Origin of the sequence: Streptomyces marokkonensis (assembly GCF_039539045.1) — a bacterium.
In the GTDB taxonomy this organism is placed as follows: Bacteria; Actinomycetota; Actinomycetes; order Streptomycetales; family Streptomycetaceae; genus Streptomyces; species Streptomyces marokkonensis.
This window is the reverse complement of record NZ_BAABCQ010000001.1, coordinates 109,869-125,099: the sequence shown is the minus strand read 5'-3', so window position 1 is coordinate 125,099 and position 15,231 is coordinate 109,869. Positions and strand designations below refer to the sequence as shown.

Sequence of the window (15,231 nt, the reverse complement as noted above, 5' to 3'; positions counted from 1 at the left end):
GGGTGGCCCGAAGCGTCAGAACGGGTAGTCGGCGATGTCCGGGCGGACCGTCACCCACTGGGTCTCGGTGAACGCCTCGATGTTGGCCGCGGCGCCGCCGAAGCGGGACCCGGTGCCGGAGGCCTTGACCCCGCCGAAGGGGGCGTTCGGCTCGTCGTTCACCGTCTGTTCGTTGATGTGGACCTTGCCGGAGTCGATCCGGTCGGCGAGCTTCATCGCCGTACCGACGTCCCCGAGGATGCCGACGGACAGTCCGTACTCGCAGTCGTTGACGATCCGCGCGGCCTCCTCCAGCGAGGAGAAGCCGATGACGGGGGCGACGGGACCGAAGACCTCCTCGCGCCACGCCGGCATGTCGGTCGTCAGACCGGTCAGGACGGTCGCGCGGTAGCCGGCACCGTCGATCTCACCGCCCGCGGCGAGCTTCGCGCCCGCCGCGACGCTGTCGGTGACGATGCCGTGCACCCGCTCCAGCTGGCGGCGGTCGATGATCGGGCCGAGGGCCACGTCCTCGCGGGCCGGGCCACCGACCGGCAGGGCCTCGGCCTTCGCGGCGAGCGCGGCGGTGTACTCCTCCACCAGCGACTCGTGCACGATGTGCCGGCCGGTCGTCATGCATATCTGCCCCTGGTGCATGTACGAGCCGAACGCCCCCGCCGAGGCGGCCTTGGACACGTCCGCGCCGGGCAGCACGACCAGCGCGTTGTTGCCGCCCAGCTCCAGGTGGGCCCGCTTCAGCAGCCGTCCGGCCTGCTCGCCGATCGCCCGGCCGACCGGCGTGGAGCCGGTGAAGGAGACGACCCGGACCTCGGGGGCCTCGACGACCGCCTGGCCGACCGAGCCGTCGCCCGGCAACAGATGGAGGACGCCGGAGGGGAGCCCGGCCGCCTCGAAGACACGGGCGATGACGACACCGCCGCTCACCGCGGTGCGCGGGTCGGGCTTGAGCAGCACGGCGTTGCCGAGGGCGAGCGCGGGGGCCACCGAACGCAGGCCGAGGATGAGCGGGAAGTTGAAGGGCGCGATCACGCTCACGACACCGGCCGGGCGGCGCCGGGCGAGCGACCAGCGGGCCTCCTCCGAGGTGAGCACCTCGCCCTGGGGGTGTGTCGGCAGGCCCGCGCACTCGAAGCACTCGCCCACCGCGAGGCCCACCTCGAAGCTCGCCTTGGACCGCACCGAGCCGGCCTCACGTACCAGCCAGTCCCCGATCTCGGCGGCGTGCTCGGTGAAGAGCTCGCCCGCGCGGCGCAGCACGGCGGCCCGCCGCTGCGGTGGGGTCGCCGCCCACTCCCGCTGGGCCTCGGCGGCCCGTGCGGCGGCGCGGCTTACGTCCTCGGTCGTGGCCAGGCCGACGGCGCCGAGCCGGTCGCCGGTGGCCGGCTCGGTCACCGGGTGCTCGATGGGGGAGTCCTGCCAGCCGTCGCTGAAGAACTTCCGGCCCCAGACGTCGCTGTCCAGGAATGTCATCGCTTGGCCTTTCCTCGGGGTGTTCGTGTTCCACGTGTCGGTCGGGGTCAGGACGGCGTGGTGAGCGCCGTGTCCACCTGGATGAGACGGGGGTGGTCCGGCCGCTCGGCGAGTACGGCGCGCAACTCCTCGGCGCCGCCGACGTGCTGGGCGCGGACGCCGTAGCCCTCGGCGATGCGGGTGAAGTCCAGCCCCGGGATGTCCAGCCCGGGGGCGTCCGGCACGCCGAGCAGTCCGCCGAACCAGCGCAGCGCCCCGTACGTGCCGTTGCGCAGCAGTACGACGGTCAGCGGGACCCGGTGCTGCGCGGCCGTCCACAGGGCGGTGATGCCGTAGTTGGCAGAGCCGTCCCCGATCACGCCGACGACCGGGCGGCCTGGCTGGGCCATCGTGACGCCGACCGCGCCGGGCAGGCCGAAGCCGAGCCCGCCGGCCGCCGGGAAGTAGTACGAGCCCTGGCGGCGCAGGTCCATCTGGCGCCACCACGCGGAGTTGGTCGACGTCGACTCGACGACGTACGCCGTGTCCTTCGGCTGTTCGTCGCGCAGCGCGGCGAAGACCTGCTCGGGGTGGAGGCCCGGTCCCTCGGCGGTGAGCGGTTCGGGCGCGGACCGGTGGGCGCCCGCCGGTCCGCGGGCGTCGAGCGACTTCAGGAGCAGGTCGATGACGACTCCCGGGTCGGCGACCAGCGCCTCGCCCATCGGCGCCCGCGCGGCGGCCGACGCGTCCTCGGTCACCTGGATGAGCCGGGTGCCCTCGGGCAGATACCGGCCGGGGAGGTACTCGTGGTAGCGGAACACCGGCGCGCCGAGCACGAGTACGAGGTCGTGGCCCTCGAAGGCCTGCGAGACGGGCGCGATCCCGGCGGGCAGCACGCCCCGGAACTGCGGGTGCCGGTTGGGGAAGGGCAGCCGGAAGAGCGAGGGTGCCGCCCACACCGGGCCGCCCAGGCGTTCGGCCAGCCGGACGGCGTCGTCGAACCGGCCGGCCGAGTCGATGTCGCCGCCCAGCACGAGCGCGGGACGCCGGGCGGCGGCGACCTGCTCCACAAGCCAGTCGCTCTGCTCGCCGCCGGGCACCGAGGCCCGCTCCACCCGCCGGTCGAGCACGGCCAGGGCATTGTCGTCGACGTCGGCCGACCAGTCGTCGTACGGCACGGAGAGATACGTGGGCCGTCGCTGGAGCCGAGCCTCGAACACGGCCTGCGCGAGCGCGCGCGGCACGTCCTCGGCGCACGCCGGTTCCGCCGCCCAGCCGACCAGCGGCTTCATCAGGGTCTGCGCGTCGACGCTCGCCAGGTTGGCCTCCGGACCGATGGCGGGCCGCACCTGCTGGCCGGCCACCACCACGAGCGGGGTGCGGGAGGCCACGGCGTTGGTCAGCGCGCCCATCGCGTTGCCCGAACCGGACGCGGCGTGCAGGTTGACCAGGACCGGGCGGCCGGTCGCCTGGGCGTAGCCGTCGGCCATACCGACGACGGCGCCCTCGTGCAGGCCGAGGACGTAGCGGAAGCTCTCGGGCAGCTCGGCGAGGAAGGGCAGCTCGTTGGAGCCGGGATTGCCGAAGACGGTGGTGAGCCCCTGGCGCTCCAGGAAATCGTGGGAGACGCGACGCACGGATGGCACGGACGGTTCCTTTCGCAGTGACGCCGGACACGCTAGGCACCCCGCGACATGGGCACCAATAGATGTTTCGGCACGCCGATATAGAGTCCATCGATATGGGCACCTTCGATCTCAACCTGGCCCGCGTCTTCGTCCTCTTGTACGAGACCGGGAGTGTCACCGCCACCGCCGAGACGCTCCACGTCACGCAGCCCACCGTCAGCTACAGCCTGGGCAAGCTCCGGCGGCACTTCGACGACGAGCTGTTCCGCCGCAACGGGCGCGGACTGACGCCCACGGCCGGCGCCCGACGGCTGTACGAGCCGCTGCAGCGCGCCCTCGCGGAGATCGACGGGACGGTCCGGCAGGGCGACGCCTTCGACCCCGGGACCATGTCGGGCCGCTTCACGATCGCCCTCTCCGACCTCGGCGAGGCGACCCTTCTGCCGAGGCTCCTCGCCGCGGCCCGCGAGCGCGCGCCCGGGGTGTCGTTCACCGTCCGCCCGTTCGACGTGGAGGACGCCGAGGGCCAGCTGCGCCGCGGCGACCTCGACGCGTTCGTGGCCACCCCGGTGATCACCTCGCACCTGACCGTGCGGATCCCGCTCTTCCGGGAGCGCTACGTCCTCATGGTCGCAGCGGACCATCCGCGCGTGCGGGGCGACTCGGTCACGCTGGCGGACCTCGCGGCCGAGCACCACGCGACGGTCTTCGGGCCGAGCGGGCACGTCGCGCCCCGGGCGGTGCTGGCCGCGCACGGGCTCCTGGAACGGGTGGCCGTGGACGCCACCCGCTTCTCGATGCTGCCCTACCTGCTGGAGCAGACCGACCTGATCGCCATCGTTCCCGAGTACGTCGGGGAGGTCTTCACCGCCTCCCACCGGGTGCGCCTGGTCCGGCTGCCCTTCGAGACAGAACCGATCGAGATCGCCCTGTACGCGCGGCACGAGTCCTCGCGCAGTCCGGCGCAGCGGTGGCTGGTGCAGTTCATGGCCCAGGTGCTGGGCGAGCAGGTGAGCCCGGCCCAGCTGCCGCCGACCGCGGCGCCCCGGTGAGGAAGGCGTCGCCGGGCGGGCGCCACCCGTCGCGGCCCACGGCCGCCGAACAGGGCGGCCCCGGGGCGCCGTCTCGCCGACGCCGGCCTCACCGGCGACGCGGTGGGGTGGACGCGCGGCGGGCACGGTGCCGTGGCACAGCCGGCTCCTGACGTGCGTGCAGGCCGGGCATCGGGTGCCGTCTTTGAGACGCTGCCCGACGGTCCGCACCTGTGCCTGCCCGGCTCGGCCGCGCTGCCGGCCCTCGCCGCCCCGACCGCCATGGTCCTGCCGCACCGACGCCCGACGTACCAGACCTGCCGGAGGCTTCGGTGCTTCGACGTACCGGACCTGCCGGACGCGTCGGACGCGGCTTCGGCCCGCGCGCACCGCGACGGGCCGCCACGCGCACCGCAGTTGCTCCGCCACTTCTCACTCAACTCACCGTAGATGTTTGCCGCCACAGTGAAAGGCAAGGCGGTGTCCATGAGCGATCCGAACAAGGACACGAGCCAGAAGCCCACCACCACACGGACCGCCGATGCCAAGGCGCGCGACGCCGCGGACAGGGCGACCGCCCCCGCCTCGCGGGCCGGGCAGGTCGCCGCGGGCAAGGCCGGTGACGCGGCGTCAGCGGCCAAGGCCGGCGCCCAGCGTTCGGCCCAGGCCGCGAACGGCGCCGTGCAGACGGCGTCGAAGGGCGTCGAAGCCGGCCGTCAGGCGGTCGTCACCACCTCGGGGCACGTCGCGGCCACGGCCAGGACGGCGTGGACGGTCATCGCCCACCGCAAGCTCGTCGCCGCGGGCGTGGGCGCCGGCGTCACCGCCCTGACCGCCGCGTCGTACGCGGTGGGCCGCCGCGCGGGGCGCCACACGCACGGCCCACTCACCCGCCTCACCGGCGGCCGGATCTGACGCCTGCCGGACGGACATCTCCGCGGATCGGCGGCCGGGGTCGATGGCGGGGGCAAACGCTCCACGGCCATGAAGGTGACCGCCGCGCTCCGGTGGGCGGGCCGCGCGTCGTACCGGTCGCCGGCCGGCGCCCGCCGCGCCGTACCCCGACGTACGGGCCGGACCGGCGGTACCGGCCACCCCACCTCGGTCACACCGTCGGCCCCGGCCGGCGGCCCGGACGTCGGTACCGCTCCCCGGACAAGGGAAGATGGGACCGCGAGCGAAGTCCCGACCGATGCGGAGGAGTGGGCGCATGCAGCATGACCGAGCCGGAAAACCGGCCGGCCCCGAGGACCTGATCGACGTCGCCCGGCTGGTGACGGCGTACTACGCCCTGCACCCGGACCCGGCCGAGCCCGGGCAGCGCGTGGCCTTCGGCACGTCCGGGCACCGCGGATCGTCCCTGGCGGCGGCCTTCAACGACGACCACATCGCCGCCACCAGCCAGGCCATCTGCGAGTACCGCACCGCACAGGGCACCGACGGCCCGCTCTTCCTGGGCGCCGACACGCACGCCCTGTCCGAGCCCGCCAGGATCACCGCGCTGGAGGTGTTCGCCGCCAACGACGTGACCGTCCTCATCGACATCGCGGACGGCTACACCCCCACCCCGGCGGTCTCGCACGCCATCCTCACCCACAATCGAGGCCGTCCCTCGGGCCTGGCCGACGGCGTGGTCGTCACCCCCTCGCACAACCCGCCCGCCGACGGCGGCTTCAAGTACAACCCGCCGAACGGCGGTCCCGCGGGCTCGGACGCGACCTCCTGGATCCAGGACCGGGCCAACGAGATCATCACGGCCGGCCTGAAGGACGTACGGCGCGTCCCCTACGCCCAGGCACTCGCCGCGCCCGGCACGGGCCGCTACGACTTCCTCGGCGCCTACGTCTCGGACCTGCCGAGCGTCCTGGACCTCGACGCCGTCCGGACGGCGGGCGTGCGGATCGGTGCCGACCCGCTGGGCGGCGCCTCCGTCGCGTACTGGGGCCGGATCGCCGAACAGCACCGCCTGGACCTGACCGTCGTCAACCCGCTCACCGACCCCACCTGGCGGTTCATGACGCTGGACTGGGACGGGAAGATCCGCATGGACTGCTCGTCGCCGCATGCGATGGCCTCACTCATCGAGCAGCGCGACCGCTTCACCATCGCCACCGGCAACGACGCCGACGCCGACCGGCACGGCATCGTCACCCCCGACGCCGGGCTGATGAACCCCAACCACTACCTCGCCACCGCGATCTCCTACCTCTACGCCCACCGCACCGACTGGCCCTCGGACGCCGGCGTCGGCAAGACGCTGGTGTCCTCCGGCATGATCGACCGGGTCGCCGCCGACCTCGGCCGACGGCTGGTCGAAGTACCCGTCGGCTTCAAGTGGTTCGTGGACGGGCTGGTCGGCGGCACGCTCGGCTTCGGCGGCGAGGAGTCGGCCGGGGCGTCGTTCCTGCGTCGGGACGGCTCGGTGTGGACCACGGACAAGGACGGCATCATCCTGGCGCTGCTCGCCTCCGAGATCACCGCCGTCACCGGCGAGACGCCCTCCGAGCACTACGGAGCTCTCACCGCACGCTTCGGCGAACCGGCCTACGCCCGCATCGACGCCCCGGCGACCCGTGAGGAGAAGGCCCGCCTGGCCAAGCTGTCCCCGGCCCAGGTCACCGCCGACACCCTCGCCGGAGAGCCGGTCACCGGCGTGCTCACCGAGGCGCCGGGCAACGGCGCGGCCATCGGCGGCATCAAGGTGACGACCGAGAACGCCTGGTTCGCGGCCCGTCCCTCCGGCACCGAGGACGTCTACAAGATCTACGGGGAGTCGTTCCTCGGGGCGGACCACCTCCGGCAGGTGCAGGACGAGGCCAAGCTCGTCGTCCTCGGTGCCCTGGGCGGCTGAGGCCGCACCGGCAGCCCCAGCCCCCCGCCCCGGGCCGGTCAGTGACGACCGGCCCGGGGAAGTGCCGCGGTAAGTCCGCGGATCTTCGACCTGGTCCTCCGTGTCGGCTCCACCCACGCCTTCGCGGCCTGCCCGCCACCCGGGCCGCCGCACGCGAGCACCTGGCACCCGGCGGACGTGACTGGCCGGTGACGGCCTCTGGGAAGGCCAACCGTCCACCGAGGCCGTCGAGATGCTCGACGGTCTCACCGACCTGCCGACCGCGTTGGACCGCACTGGGCTTCCTCTGCCGCGTCCCGCGCCCGACGAGCGACTGAGTGGTGAGAGCTCGGAGTGCTCCTGATCGATCGGACGGGCCGTCCTCCGATGTTTCCCGGATTTGGGGGTAGACGGGCTGGCGTAACGGTCAAGGCTCAGGAAGAGGGCGGATCGGATGGACAGGGCTGCCCAGAATGGGGACCGGCTGAGAAACGAGCTGGTCAGGGTTTCGGCAGAGTACGAGGGCATGCCCGGCGACATCGCCCGGGGCCGGGAGCTGGCCCGCGGGTTCCTGGCACGGGTGCGGGCGGCGCAGGGCCTCCCGGTGTCCGACCGCGCGACGGACCTGGTGCAGCTGGTGGTCAGTGAGCTTCTGACGAACGCCTGCAAATACGCGCCCGGCCCCTCGTTGGTCGATCTGGAGCTGGCCGAGGACCGGGTGGAAGTCACGGTGTGGGACAGCGACCCGGTGCTGCCGGTGGCCGAGACGGCGGACCCGGGCCGGATCGGTCGGCACGGGCTGGAGATAGTGATGGCCGTCTGCCAGAGCTTCGAGGTACACCGGGAACCGGTCGGCAAGCGCATGAGGGCCGCGGTGCGGCTCGCCGACGACATGAACGGCAGGGCCGTCGGCCACCCGTCCTGATGCCCACGGTGTGACGGCCCCACGCCCGGCGGTTTGACGGCCCCACGCCCGGCGAGTCGACGGTTTCAGAGCCCGGGGGAGTGGGTCCACCACCGCCGTACGAGACGGCCGATCCGCCGCCCGTCGCCCCTACCGTACGGCGGGTACGGCGGGCCGCGGGCTCCCGGCCCGGAGCCGGTACACCACGCTGCGGCGCAGCGGCCCCTCGGGTACGTCCGGGTCGTCGAAGTCGTCGGCCGGATCGTGGGTCATGCCGAGGCGGCGCATCACCGCCCGCGAGCGGAGATGGGTGGCCGCCGTCACCGCGAGGACCTCATCCAGCCCGAGTTCCTCGAAGGCGTGGGTCACCACGGCTCGCGCGGCTTCGGTGGCGTAGCCGTGTCCCCAGGCCGGACGGGCCAGACGCCAGCCGGCCTCCACTCCGGCGAACGGCATGCCGTCCTCCACGGGGTCGAGCCCGGTGAAGCCGATGAACTCCCCGGTGGCGATGACCTCCACCGCCCACCACCCCCAGCCCCGCCGCACGAGATCGGCCTGGAAGAGAGCCGCGGACGCCTCACTCTGCTCCCTGGTGAGCACCTCGGGGAAGTACTCACGGACCACCGGGTCGGCGTTCATGGCCGCCCACGGGGCGAGGTCGGACGCCCGCCACTCGCGGAGCACGAGACGGTCGGTTCGCAGCTCGGACATCCCGGCAACCTACGGGGGGCGGCCCCGTGGAGCGACCGAATAAACGGACGGCCGACGCCGCTCACAGGCTCACCGCAGTGCTTCCTGCGCGTCGATCACCTCGGCCGCCTTCGGCGGCTGGACGTCCAGCGGCTCGTCGAAGTCGGCGAAGGACGTGGTCGTGTCGTACTCGTCACCCTTGTAGACCGCCTTGAGCAGATACGGCTTGCCCTCCGTGGCGACGTAGAAGGTGTATGTCCCGCCCTCGTCCTCCTTGTCGGTCACGGTCAGTTCGACCGCCTTCCGGTCGCCGACGCGGGCGTCCTTCCCCTTCTTCGCCTCACCGAAGGATTCGAAGGGACGCGTGCAGGAGGAGAGCCCGTCACCGGGCTGCGCCGCGTCGGCGGGCGTCTTGATCCACAGCCGCTGCTCGCTGGTGACGCTGCCGGGCTTCCGTTTCTCGAGATAGGCGCGGTCGGGACGGACGTAGTCGGTCTTGCCCAACCGGATCTGGTCGAGGGAGCCGCCCTGGGAGAACGTGGTCCTCGCGGTGCACCGGCTGTCGAGGTCGGTCACGAGCCGGACGGTGACCGTACCGCCCTGCGCCGCGGTGCTGGTGGAGTCGACCCGCACGGACTTCAGCGCCCGCATCGCGGCGTTGGCGTCTTCGAGCATGTCGTCGGCGGACTCGTTCGCGCCCGAGTCGCCGCTGCCGCACCCCGCCACCAGGGCCCCGGCCAGCAGACAGGTCAGCACGGTCGCCGCCGTGGTCGTGTTCTTCGTCCGCACGCAACCCTCCAGGTACAAGATGAGCACCGGGAGCCTACCCGACCTCCCTCCTTCGGCCCTCAGGAGCGGTTCATCCCCGCCCCCTGGGGGAACCTGGCGGGATGGACGGCGTCGGAAGGCTGTGAGGGTCGTGACATCACGCTGGGCGGGGCACCGGGACAGCGGTGAGCCAGGAGCCGACGGAGCGGACAGTGCCCCGGGCCCCGACTTCGCCCGCGCCGTCCTGCACGCTCTCGGCGCCGGCGTCCTCACCCTTGACACGTCCGGCCGGATCACTTCCGTGAACCCCTGGGCCGAGCACCTGCTGGGGCGGTCGGCGCGGGACATGATCGGACGCGACGCGCACGACCTCCTGCACCGGCACGCCGACGGCGGCCCCGTGCCACGCGAACGCTGCTCGCTGCGCAACCCCCTGTACGGGACGTCCTCCGAGGAGGGAAGCGAGGAGTACTTCGAGCGGGCGGACGGCACCACGGTTCCGATCATCTGGGCGACCACCCCGCTGGCCGGGGAGGGCGGGCGCGGGCCGGAGGGGCTGGTGCTCGTCTTCCACGACTTCAGCCTGCACCGCAGCGCCGCCGAGGAGACCGAGGCGCGCACCGCCGCTCTGGAGGCCCTCACCGCCCGGCTGCACCTGGTGGCCGAGATCTCAACGGTGCTGGTTCCCACCGAGCGCACCTCCGCAACGATTCGCCGCCTCCTGCGCCTGATGGTGCCGGAACTCGGCCAGTGGGCCGCGGTCGACGTCTACCCGGGGCACTCGGACGTCCTGGAGCGGGTTGCCGTCCGCAGCAGCACCCACCCGCACCGGGCGGGACGGCTGAGGGGGCGGGTGACCTCGCTGCCCGACCCGGCCCGCGCCGTGCTGACCCGGCTGGTCAACGGTGACCGCCCCGCCCCGGTGAGCGCCGAGGACCTGCTGCGTGACCCCCACAACCCGCTCGCCGCCACCCACCGCGTGCTGTTCGAGAGGCTCGGCGGACACTCGGCCGTCATCGTGCCGCTCCGCACCCGGCAACGGACGTACGGGATGCTGACCGTGGCACGCGCGCAGGAGCACCCCGCACACACCGAGGACGAGGTCGCCCTGCTGGCCGACATCGGCCGCCGTGTCGGACTGGTCCTGGAGAACGCCCGTCTCTACCACGAGCAGCAGAACGTCGCCGAGACCATGCAGCGCCAACTGCTGACGCCCCTCCCACAGGTCGACCACCTCCGCATGGCGGCCCGGTACTGGCCCGCCGAGAGCGCCATGGAGGTCGGTGGCGACTGGTACGACGCCTTCCTGCTCGCCGACGGTGTCATGGCCCTGGTCATCGGGGACGTGGTCGGACACGACCTGCAGGCCGCCGCACACATGGCAGAGGTCCGCAACATGCTGCGCGCCCTGGCCTGGGACCACCAGGAGCCGCCCAGCGTGATCATGCGGCGTCTCGACGAGGCCGTGACCAACACCAGTGACGCCCCCATGGCCACGCTCGTCTTCGCCCGCGTCGAGGGCCCCGAGGGCGGCCCCTGGCAGTTCCACTGGGTCAACGCCGGCCATCCGCCGCCCTTGCTGATCGCACCGGACGGCGGGACCCGCTTCCTGGAGGCCGGCCACGGACCGCTCATCGGCATGGGCGCCACCCTGCGCCTCGGTCTGGACTGGCCCGACGCGCACGAGGAGCTCCCGCCGGAGAGCATCCTCCTGCTCTACACCGACGGTCTGGTGGAGAGCCGCGACCGCCCGATCGACCTCGGTATGGCCAAGCTCCGCCACCACGCCGGCGTCCTGGCCCGCCGGCTGGAGGGGCGGAACATCGACGAGTTCTGCGACGAACTGCTCGCCCGTATCACGCCGCGCGGCGACGACGTCGCCCTGCTCGCCCTGCGTCTGCCCGGAGCCGGCGCCGGCGCCCCGGGGGACACCGCACCGCCTCCACCGTCCCAGTCCGCGCACAGTGAGGCAGCCCCCGACCGGGCCGCTCCGGGCTCACGCCGTCAGCAGCCCGAGGTGGAGGACACGACACACGTCGACCCGGACGAGTAGCGAAGAGCGGGGCGGCTCCGAAGAGCGGGGCGGCGACGCCGCGTTCACGTGCGCCGTTCCCCTCCATGCGCCTGTCCGGTCGCGTGCCGCCGTGCGCCGTTCCGCATCCCGTACCCGTCCGGTCGCGTGCCGCGTGCGGAAGCGGCGTGCGTGCGTTCGACTGCTGGGGGATGCCAGGGAGCGTCCCCCCGACAGCCGGCCCGCCGCACGGCCGGGCCCTGACCGAAGGAGGGCACATGCCCATCTGCACCACCCGCGACGGCGTCGACATCTTCTACAAGGACTGGGGTGCGGGCCGTCCGGTCGTGTTCATCCACGGCTGGCCGCTGAACGGCGACGCCTGGCAGGACCAGCTCAAGGCGGTGGCCGATGCAGGATACCGCGGCATCGCCCACGACCGCCGCGGGCACGGCCGCTCCACTCCGGTCTACGACGGCTACGACTTCGACACCTTCGCCGACGACCTGAACGACCTGATCACCCGTCTCGACCTGCGCGACGTCACCCTTGTCGCGCACTCCATGGGCGGTGGCGAACTCGCCCGCTACATCGGCCGGCACGGCACCGAGCGGGTCCGTTCCGCGGTGCTGCTCTCCGCGATCACGCCGCTGATGCTGCAGGGGCCGGACAACCCCGAAGGTGTTCCGCAGTCGGTGTTCGACGGCATCAAGGCCGGCATCATCGAGGAGCGCTCGCAGTTCTGGAAGGACACCGCGGTCAACTTCTTCTCCGCCGACGGCGACGGCGGGGACAAGGTCACCCAGGGGAATAGGGACGCTTTCTGGTACATGGCGATGGCGCAGACCATCCAGGGCGGCGTCGACTGCGTGGACGCGTTCGGCACGACGGACTTCCACGAGGACCTGAAGAGGTTCGACGTCCCGACCCTGGTCGTCCACGGCGACGACGACCGGATCGTCCCCGTCGACGCCACGGGCCGCAAGACGGCTCGGCTGGTGCCGGGCGCGGAGCTGAAGGTCTACGAGCAGGGCTCCCACGGCATCGCCGTGGTGCCGGGCGACAAGGAGCGGTTCAACGCGGACCTCCTGACGTTCCTGAAGAGCTAGCCCCGGCCCGGTGCGAGGAAGTGGCCGCCCGTGTCGGCCCGACGCCCCGGCGCGGGCCGCGGTCCGGGCGGACGTTCACCCGGCTGATCGTCTTGAGTGGTGCGAACCGGAAGACTGACTGACGGTAATTCACGTCGGGGCCGGGTCCCCTCAGCTGACGAAGCACCAGCTGCCCGGTCATGACGGAAGGAACTCAGATGCGTTCTGCTCGCATGCTCCTGACCACGGCGGCGGCCTCGGCCGTCCTCGTCCTCGGCGCTCCCGGCGCCTACGCGGCGGTCGGGGGCGACTGGGAACACGACGACTCCTCCTACAGCAAGGAGCACGACAACGGAGGCAAGCACGAGGAGCCGCGCGGCGGCATGCACACGGGTGGCGGTGCGCTGACCGCGGTGACCGAGGGTGACTGGGAGGGCGGGTCGAAGCAGGGCTCGGAGACGTCCAAGCAGGACTCGGAGAGCTACAAGCAGGACGAGGGCGACAAGTCCTGGGGCGGCGGCGAGCACGAGAAGCCGCGCGGTGGCATGCACACCGGAGGCGGCGGACTGGACGCGCCGACCACGACCGCGGGCGGACTGGCCGTCCTGGGCGTCGCCGCGACCGGTCTGTACGCCGTCCGGCGCAGGAAGTCGGCTCACGGGATGGCGTGAGCCGTGCCGGGCGCTATAGCCGTCGGGCCGCCACCCAGGCACCGCGTGGCGGCCCGGCTCGCTTCCCCCGTCCTGTCCGCCGCCCTGCCCCAGTGAGGTGGTCCTCGATGCCAGTCCCCCCTTCCTCCCCCGCCGACGACGAGCAGGCGCCGACAGGGTCCCGCTCGGGCACGACGGTGCTGTGTGCCGTGGCCCTCCTGGTCCTGGCGGTGAGCCTGGTCGGCGGCAACGACACGTCGGCCGACTCCTCCCGCCCACCGCTCGCCGCGCAGCCCGGTGTGTCGGCCCCCTCCGCAGCCGGCGGCCAGGCGGACACGGAAACGGAAACGGACGCGGAAACGGACACGGACCTGCCGCGCTCGAAGCCGGTGCGTCTGCTCATCCCGGAGATTTCCGTCGACGCACCCTTCACCGACCTCGCCATCGGCGCGAACGGGCAGCTGGAGCCCCCGCCGCCCGACGACACCAACCTCGTCGGCTGGTACGCCAAGGGCGCCTCCCCCGGAGAGAGGGGCACCTCGATCATCGCCGGACACGTGGACACGAAGACGTCCGCGGCCGTCTTCGCGTACCTCGGCCGGCTGGACGAGGGAGACGTCTTCCACGTCCGCAGAGCCGACGGACGCCAGGCGTCCTTCGAGGTCGACGGCCTGGAGACGTTCGACAAGGACGACTTCCCCAGCAAGCGCGTGTACGGCGACGCGGACCGGGCCGAGGTACGCCTCATCACCTGCGCGGGCGACTACGACCGCAAGGCCAAGGACTACACCGAGAACCTGGTGGTCTTCGCGCACCTCGTCTGACTTCCGCGGCGGGGTGCCGGCGGGGCCGGTCACCCGCGCAGTGCACACGGGTCGCGCGCCACCGGGGCCGGGCACACCATCGAGGAACGCTGGCGTCGCATCACCGCGGCCGACGTTCAGTTCCGCACCCGCGAAGGAGATGTGCGCAGGATGACCACCACGTCCACCCCTGTTTCGGAACCGCCGACGCGACAGGCGTCGCACCGTGTCTCCCAGTCCGTGTTCGACGGCTCCAGGCTCCGGGTCGTCCTGCTGGTGGAGGTCTACGACGGCGCCCAGCAGCAGTTCCTCGAGACGTACGAGCAACTGCGCAGCCACGTCGAGTCCGTTCCCGGCCACCTCGGCGAGCAGTTGTGCCAGTCCATCGAGAACCCCTCCCAGTGGCTCATCACCAGCGAGTGGGAGAGCGCCCCGCCCTTCCTGACCTGGGTGAGCAGCGAGGAGCATGTGCGGATGGTGAAACCGCTGCACAACTGCGTGCGGCACACCAGGTCGCTCCGGTTCCACGTCGTCCGCGAGACGAGCCACCCGGCGGCGGGTGGTGAGAGTACCCGGGGCGGGCTCCAGACTGCGCCCCGCCTCGGCGACGGCGTGATCCGGCACGCGATCACCTTCACGGTGAAACCGGGCAGCGAGGAGGCGGTCGCCAAGGTCCTCGCCGACTACGCCTCGCCCGAGCCGCGGGTCGACGACACCACACGGCTGTGCCGTACCTCCCTGTTCCTGCACGGCAACCGGGTGGTACGGGCCATCGAGGTGCGCGGTGACCTGCTCGCGGCCCTGCGGCACGTGGCCGAGCAGCCCGAGGTGCGGGCCGTCGAGGAGGCCCTCAACCCGTATATGGAGCAGGACCGTGATTTCGGCGACCCGGAGTCCGCCCGGGTCTTCTACACACGGGCGGCGCTGCCCGCCGTCCACCACGTGACCGCGGGCCGTCAGGACCCGGCGGCGCGGCGGCAGGCGTTGTCGTACCCGGCCAGGCCGGGCTGCGGCATGCGGCTGGCCCGGCTGCTCGCCGAGCGCGACGAGGCGGCGGCACAGGACCCGCGCAGCCCCGTTTTGTGCAGCACGGTCTTCCAGCGCGACGACGTCGTGGTGCGACTGGTAGACGTACGAGGCGGGCTCGACGCCGTCGGCCCGGCGGTGTCCCTCGGTCTTCCGGACCCCGGACAGGTGGCCGAACTGACGACGCTCCTCGACGGCCCGGCCGGTACGGACGGGTCCGCGCCCGCGGCAGACGACCTCGCCCGGGCTCTCGAGGGTGCCCGGATGGAGCTGGTCACCGACCGTCGGGCGCCCGACGCCTGATCGGCCACTCCACGGCACGCACACGCCGGCCGCCGGACCGCCGCGGGGGC

Annotated in this window: 13 protein-coding genes and 1 pseudogene; 10 read left to right on the top strand and 4 right to left on the bottom strand. The window is 72.7% G+C overall.

Translation table 11 applies throughout. From position 1 onward, the window contains the following. Window positions 1–15 precede the first annotated feature (15 nt). Together ABEA26_RS00630 and mdlC are read right to left on the bottom strand one after the other, a co-directional pair. Window positions 16–1,470, bottom strand: a complete 1,455-nt coding sequence (locus tag ABEA26_RS00630) for a benzaldehyde dehydrogenase (RefSeq protein ID WP_345588096.1) — start codon at window positions 1,468–1,470, stop codon at window positions 16–18. Window positions 1,471–1,517: 47 nt separating this feature from the next. Further along, a complete protein-coding gene (gene mdlC / locus ABEA26_RS00625; protein ID WP_345588094.1) occupies window positions 1,518–3,095 on the bottom strand; it encodes a benzoylformate decarboxylase in 1,578 nt (525 codons plus the stop codon). Window positions 3,096–3,190: 95 nt separating this feature from the next. Between mdlC and ABEA26_RS00620 the strand changes: the two genes are divergently transcribed. The 5 genes and pseudogenes from ABEA26_RS00620 (at window position 3,191) to ABEA26_RS00600 (ending at window position 7,863) form a co-directional block, all read left to right on the top strand. Beyond that, window positions 3,191–4,129, top strand: a complete 939-nt coding sequence (locus ABEA26_RS00620; RefSeq protein WP_345588093.1) for a LysR family transcriptional regulator — start codon at window positions 3,191–3,193, stop codon at window positions 4,127–4,129. 429 nt (window positions 4,130–4,558) lie between these two features. Continuing rightward, the gene (locus ABEA26_RS00615) at window positions 4,559–5,023 is read left to right on the top strand and encodes a hypothetical protein (RefSeq protein WP_345588092.1); all 465 of its coding nucleotides are present in this window, start codon (window positions 4,559–4,561) and stop codon (window positions 5,021–5,023) included. 295 nt (window positions 5,024–5,318) lie between these two features. Beyond that, window positions 5,319–6,959 carry a phosphoglucomutase (alpha-D-glucose-1,6-bisphosphate-dependent) gene (pgm, locus tag ABEA26_RS00610; protein WP_345588091.1) on the top strand — a complete coding sequence of 547 codons (1,641 nt, stop codon included), beginning with the start codon at window positions 5,319–5,321 and terminating at the stop codon, window positions 6,957–6,959. A gap of 72 nt (window positions 6,960–7,031) precedes the next feature. Further along, a pseudogene (locus ABEA26_RS00605) lies at window positions 7,032–7,233 on the top strand (SAM-dependent methyltransferase); the annotation flags it as partial. Between the two features lie 159 nt (window positions 7,234–7,392). After that, window positions 7,393–7,863, top strand: coding sequence for an ATP-binding protein (locus ABEA26_RS00600; protein ID WP_345588090.1), 471 nt, complete (start codon window positions 7,393–7,395; stop codon window positions 7,861–7,863). Window positions 7,864–7,992: 129 nt separating this feature from the next. On the opposite strand, the gene ABEA26_RS00595 is transcribed toward ABEA26_RS00600, so the two are convergent. Together ABEA26_RS00595 and ABEA26_RS00590 are read right to left on the bottom strand one after the other, a co-directional pair. Beyond that, the gene (locus tag ABEA26_RS00595) at window positions 7,993–8,553 is read right to left on the bottom strand and encodes a GNAT family N-acetyltransferase (protein ID WP_345588088.1); all 561 of its coding nucleotides are present in this window, start codon (window positions 8,551–8,553) and stop codon (window positions 7,993–7,995) included. Between the two features lie 69 nt (window positions 8,554–8,622). Beyond that, window positions 8,623–9,321: a LolA family protein gene (locus tag ABEA26_RS00590; protein ID WP_345588086.1), complete on the bottom strand. Its 699-nt coding sequence runs from the start codon at window positions 9,319–9,321 to the stop codon at window positions 8,623–8,625. A 130-nt stretch (window positions 9,322–9,451) separates the two neighbouring features. Between ABEA26_RS00590 and ABEA26_RS00585 the strand changes: the two genes are divergently transcribed. The 5 genes from ABEA26_RS00585 to ABEA26_RS00565 all read left to right on the top strand — a co-directional run bounded on the left by ABEA26_RS00585 (window position 9,452) and on the right by ABEA26_RS00565 (window position 15,181). Continuing rightward, window positions 9,452–11,353, top strand: a complete 1,902-nt coding sequence (locus ABEA26_RS00585) for a SpoIIE family protein phosphatase (protein WP_345588084.1) — start codon at window positions 9,452–9,454, stop codon at window positions 11,351–11,353. 236 nt (window positions 11,354–11,589) lie between these two features. Continuing rightward, on the top strand, window positions 11,590–12,420 hold the full coding sequence (locus ABEA26_RS00580) for an alpha/beta fold hydrolase (RefSeq protein ID WP_345588082.1): 831 nt from the start codon (window positions 11,590–11,592) through the stop codon (window positions 12,418–12,420). A 197-nt stretch (window positions 12,421–12,617) separates the two neighbouring features. Continuing rightward, a complete protein-coding gene (locus ABEA26_RS00575) occupies window positions 12,618–13,070 on the top strand; it encodes a hypothetical protein (protein ID WP_345588081.1) in 453 nt (150 codons plus the stop codon). A gap of 107 nt (window positions 13,071–13,177) precedes the next feature. Then, window positions 13,178–13,873, top strand: a complete 696-nt coding sequence (locus ABEA26_RS00570; protein WP_345588079.1) for a class F sortase — start codon at window positions 13,178–13,180, stop codon at window positions 13,871–13,873. Window positions 13,874–14,023: 150 nt separating this feature from the next. Further along, window positions 14,024–15,181: a SchA/CurD-like domain-containing protein gene (locus ABEA26_RS00565; RefSeq protein WP_345588077.1), complete on the top strand. Its 1,158-nt coding sequence runs from the start codon at window positions 14,024–14,026 to the stop codon at window positions 15,179–15,181. The last annotated feature ends 50 nt before the right edge of the window (window positions 15,182–15,231 follow it).

Excerpts from the sequence above, each read along its gene's own strand:
- ABEA26_RS00630 (WP_345588096.1), bottom strand. The coding sequence starts at position 1,470 with ATGACATTCCTGGACAGCGACGTCTGGGGCCGGAAGTTCTTCAGCGAC.
- ABEA26_RS00620 (WP_345588093.1), top strand. The coding sequence starts at position 3,191 with ATGGGCACCTTCGATCTCAACCTGGCCCGCGTCTTCGTCCTCTTGTAC.
- ABEA26_RS00615 (WP_345588092.1), top strand. The coding sequence starts at position 4,559 with ATGTTTGCCGCCACAGTGAAAGGCAAGGCGGTGTCCATGAGCGATCCG.
- pgm (WP_345588091.1), top strand. The coding sequence starts at position 5,319 with ATGCAGCATGACCGAGCCGGAAAACCGGCCGGCCCCGAGGACCTGATC.
- ABEA26_RS00600 (WP_345588090.1), top strand. The coding sequence starts at position 7,393 with ATGGACAGGGCTGCCCAGAATGGGGACCGGCTGAGAAACGAGCTGGTC.
- ABEA26_RS00595 (WP_345588088.1), bottom strand. The coding sequence starts at position 8,553 with ATGTCCGAGCTGCGAACCGACCGTCTCGTGCTCCGCGAGTGGCGGGCG.
- ABEA26_RS00580 (WP_345588082.1), top strand. The coding sequence starts at position 11,590 with ATGCCCATCTGCACCACCCGCGACGGCGTCGACATCTTCTACAAGGAC.
- ABEA26_RS00575 (WP_345588081.1), top strand. The coding sequence starts at position 12,618 with ATGCGTTCTGCTCGCATGCTCCTGACCACGGCGGCGGCCTCGGCCGTC.
- ABEA26_RS00570 (WP_345588079.1), top strand. The coding sequence starts at position 13,178 with ATGCCAGTCCCCCCTTCCTCCCCCGCCGACGACGAGCAGGCGCCGACA.
- ABEA26_RS00565 (WP_345588077.1), top strand. The coding sequence starts at position 14,024 with ATGACCACCACGTCCACCCCTGTTTCGGAACCGCCGACGCGACAGGCG.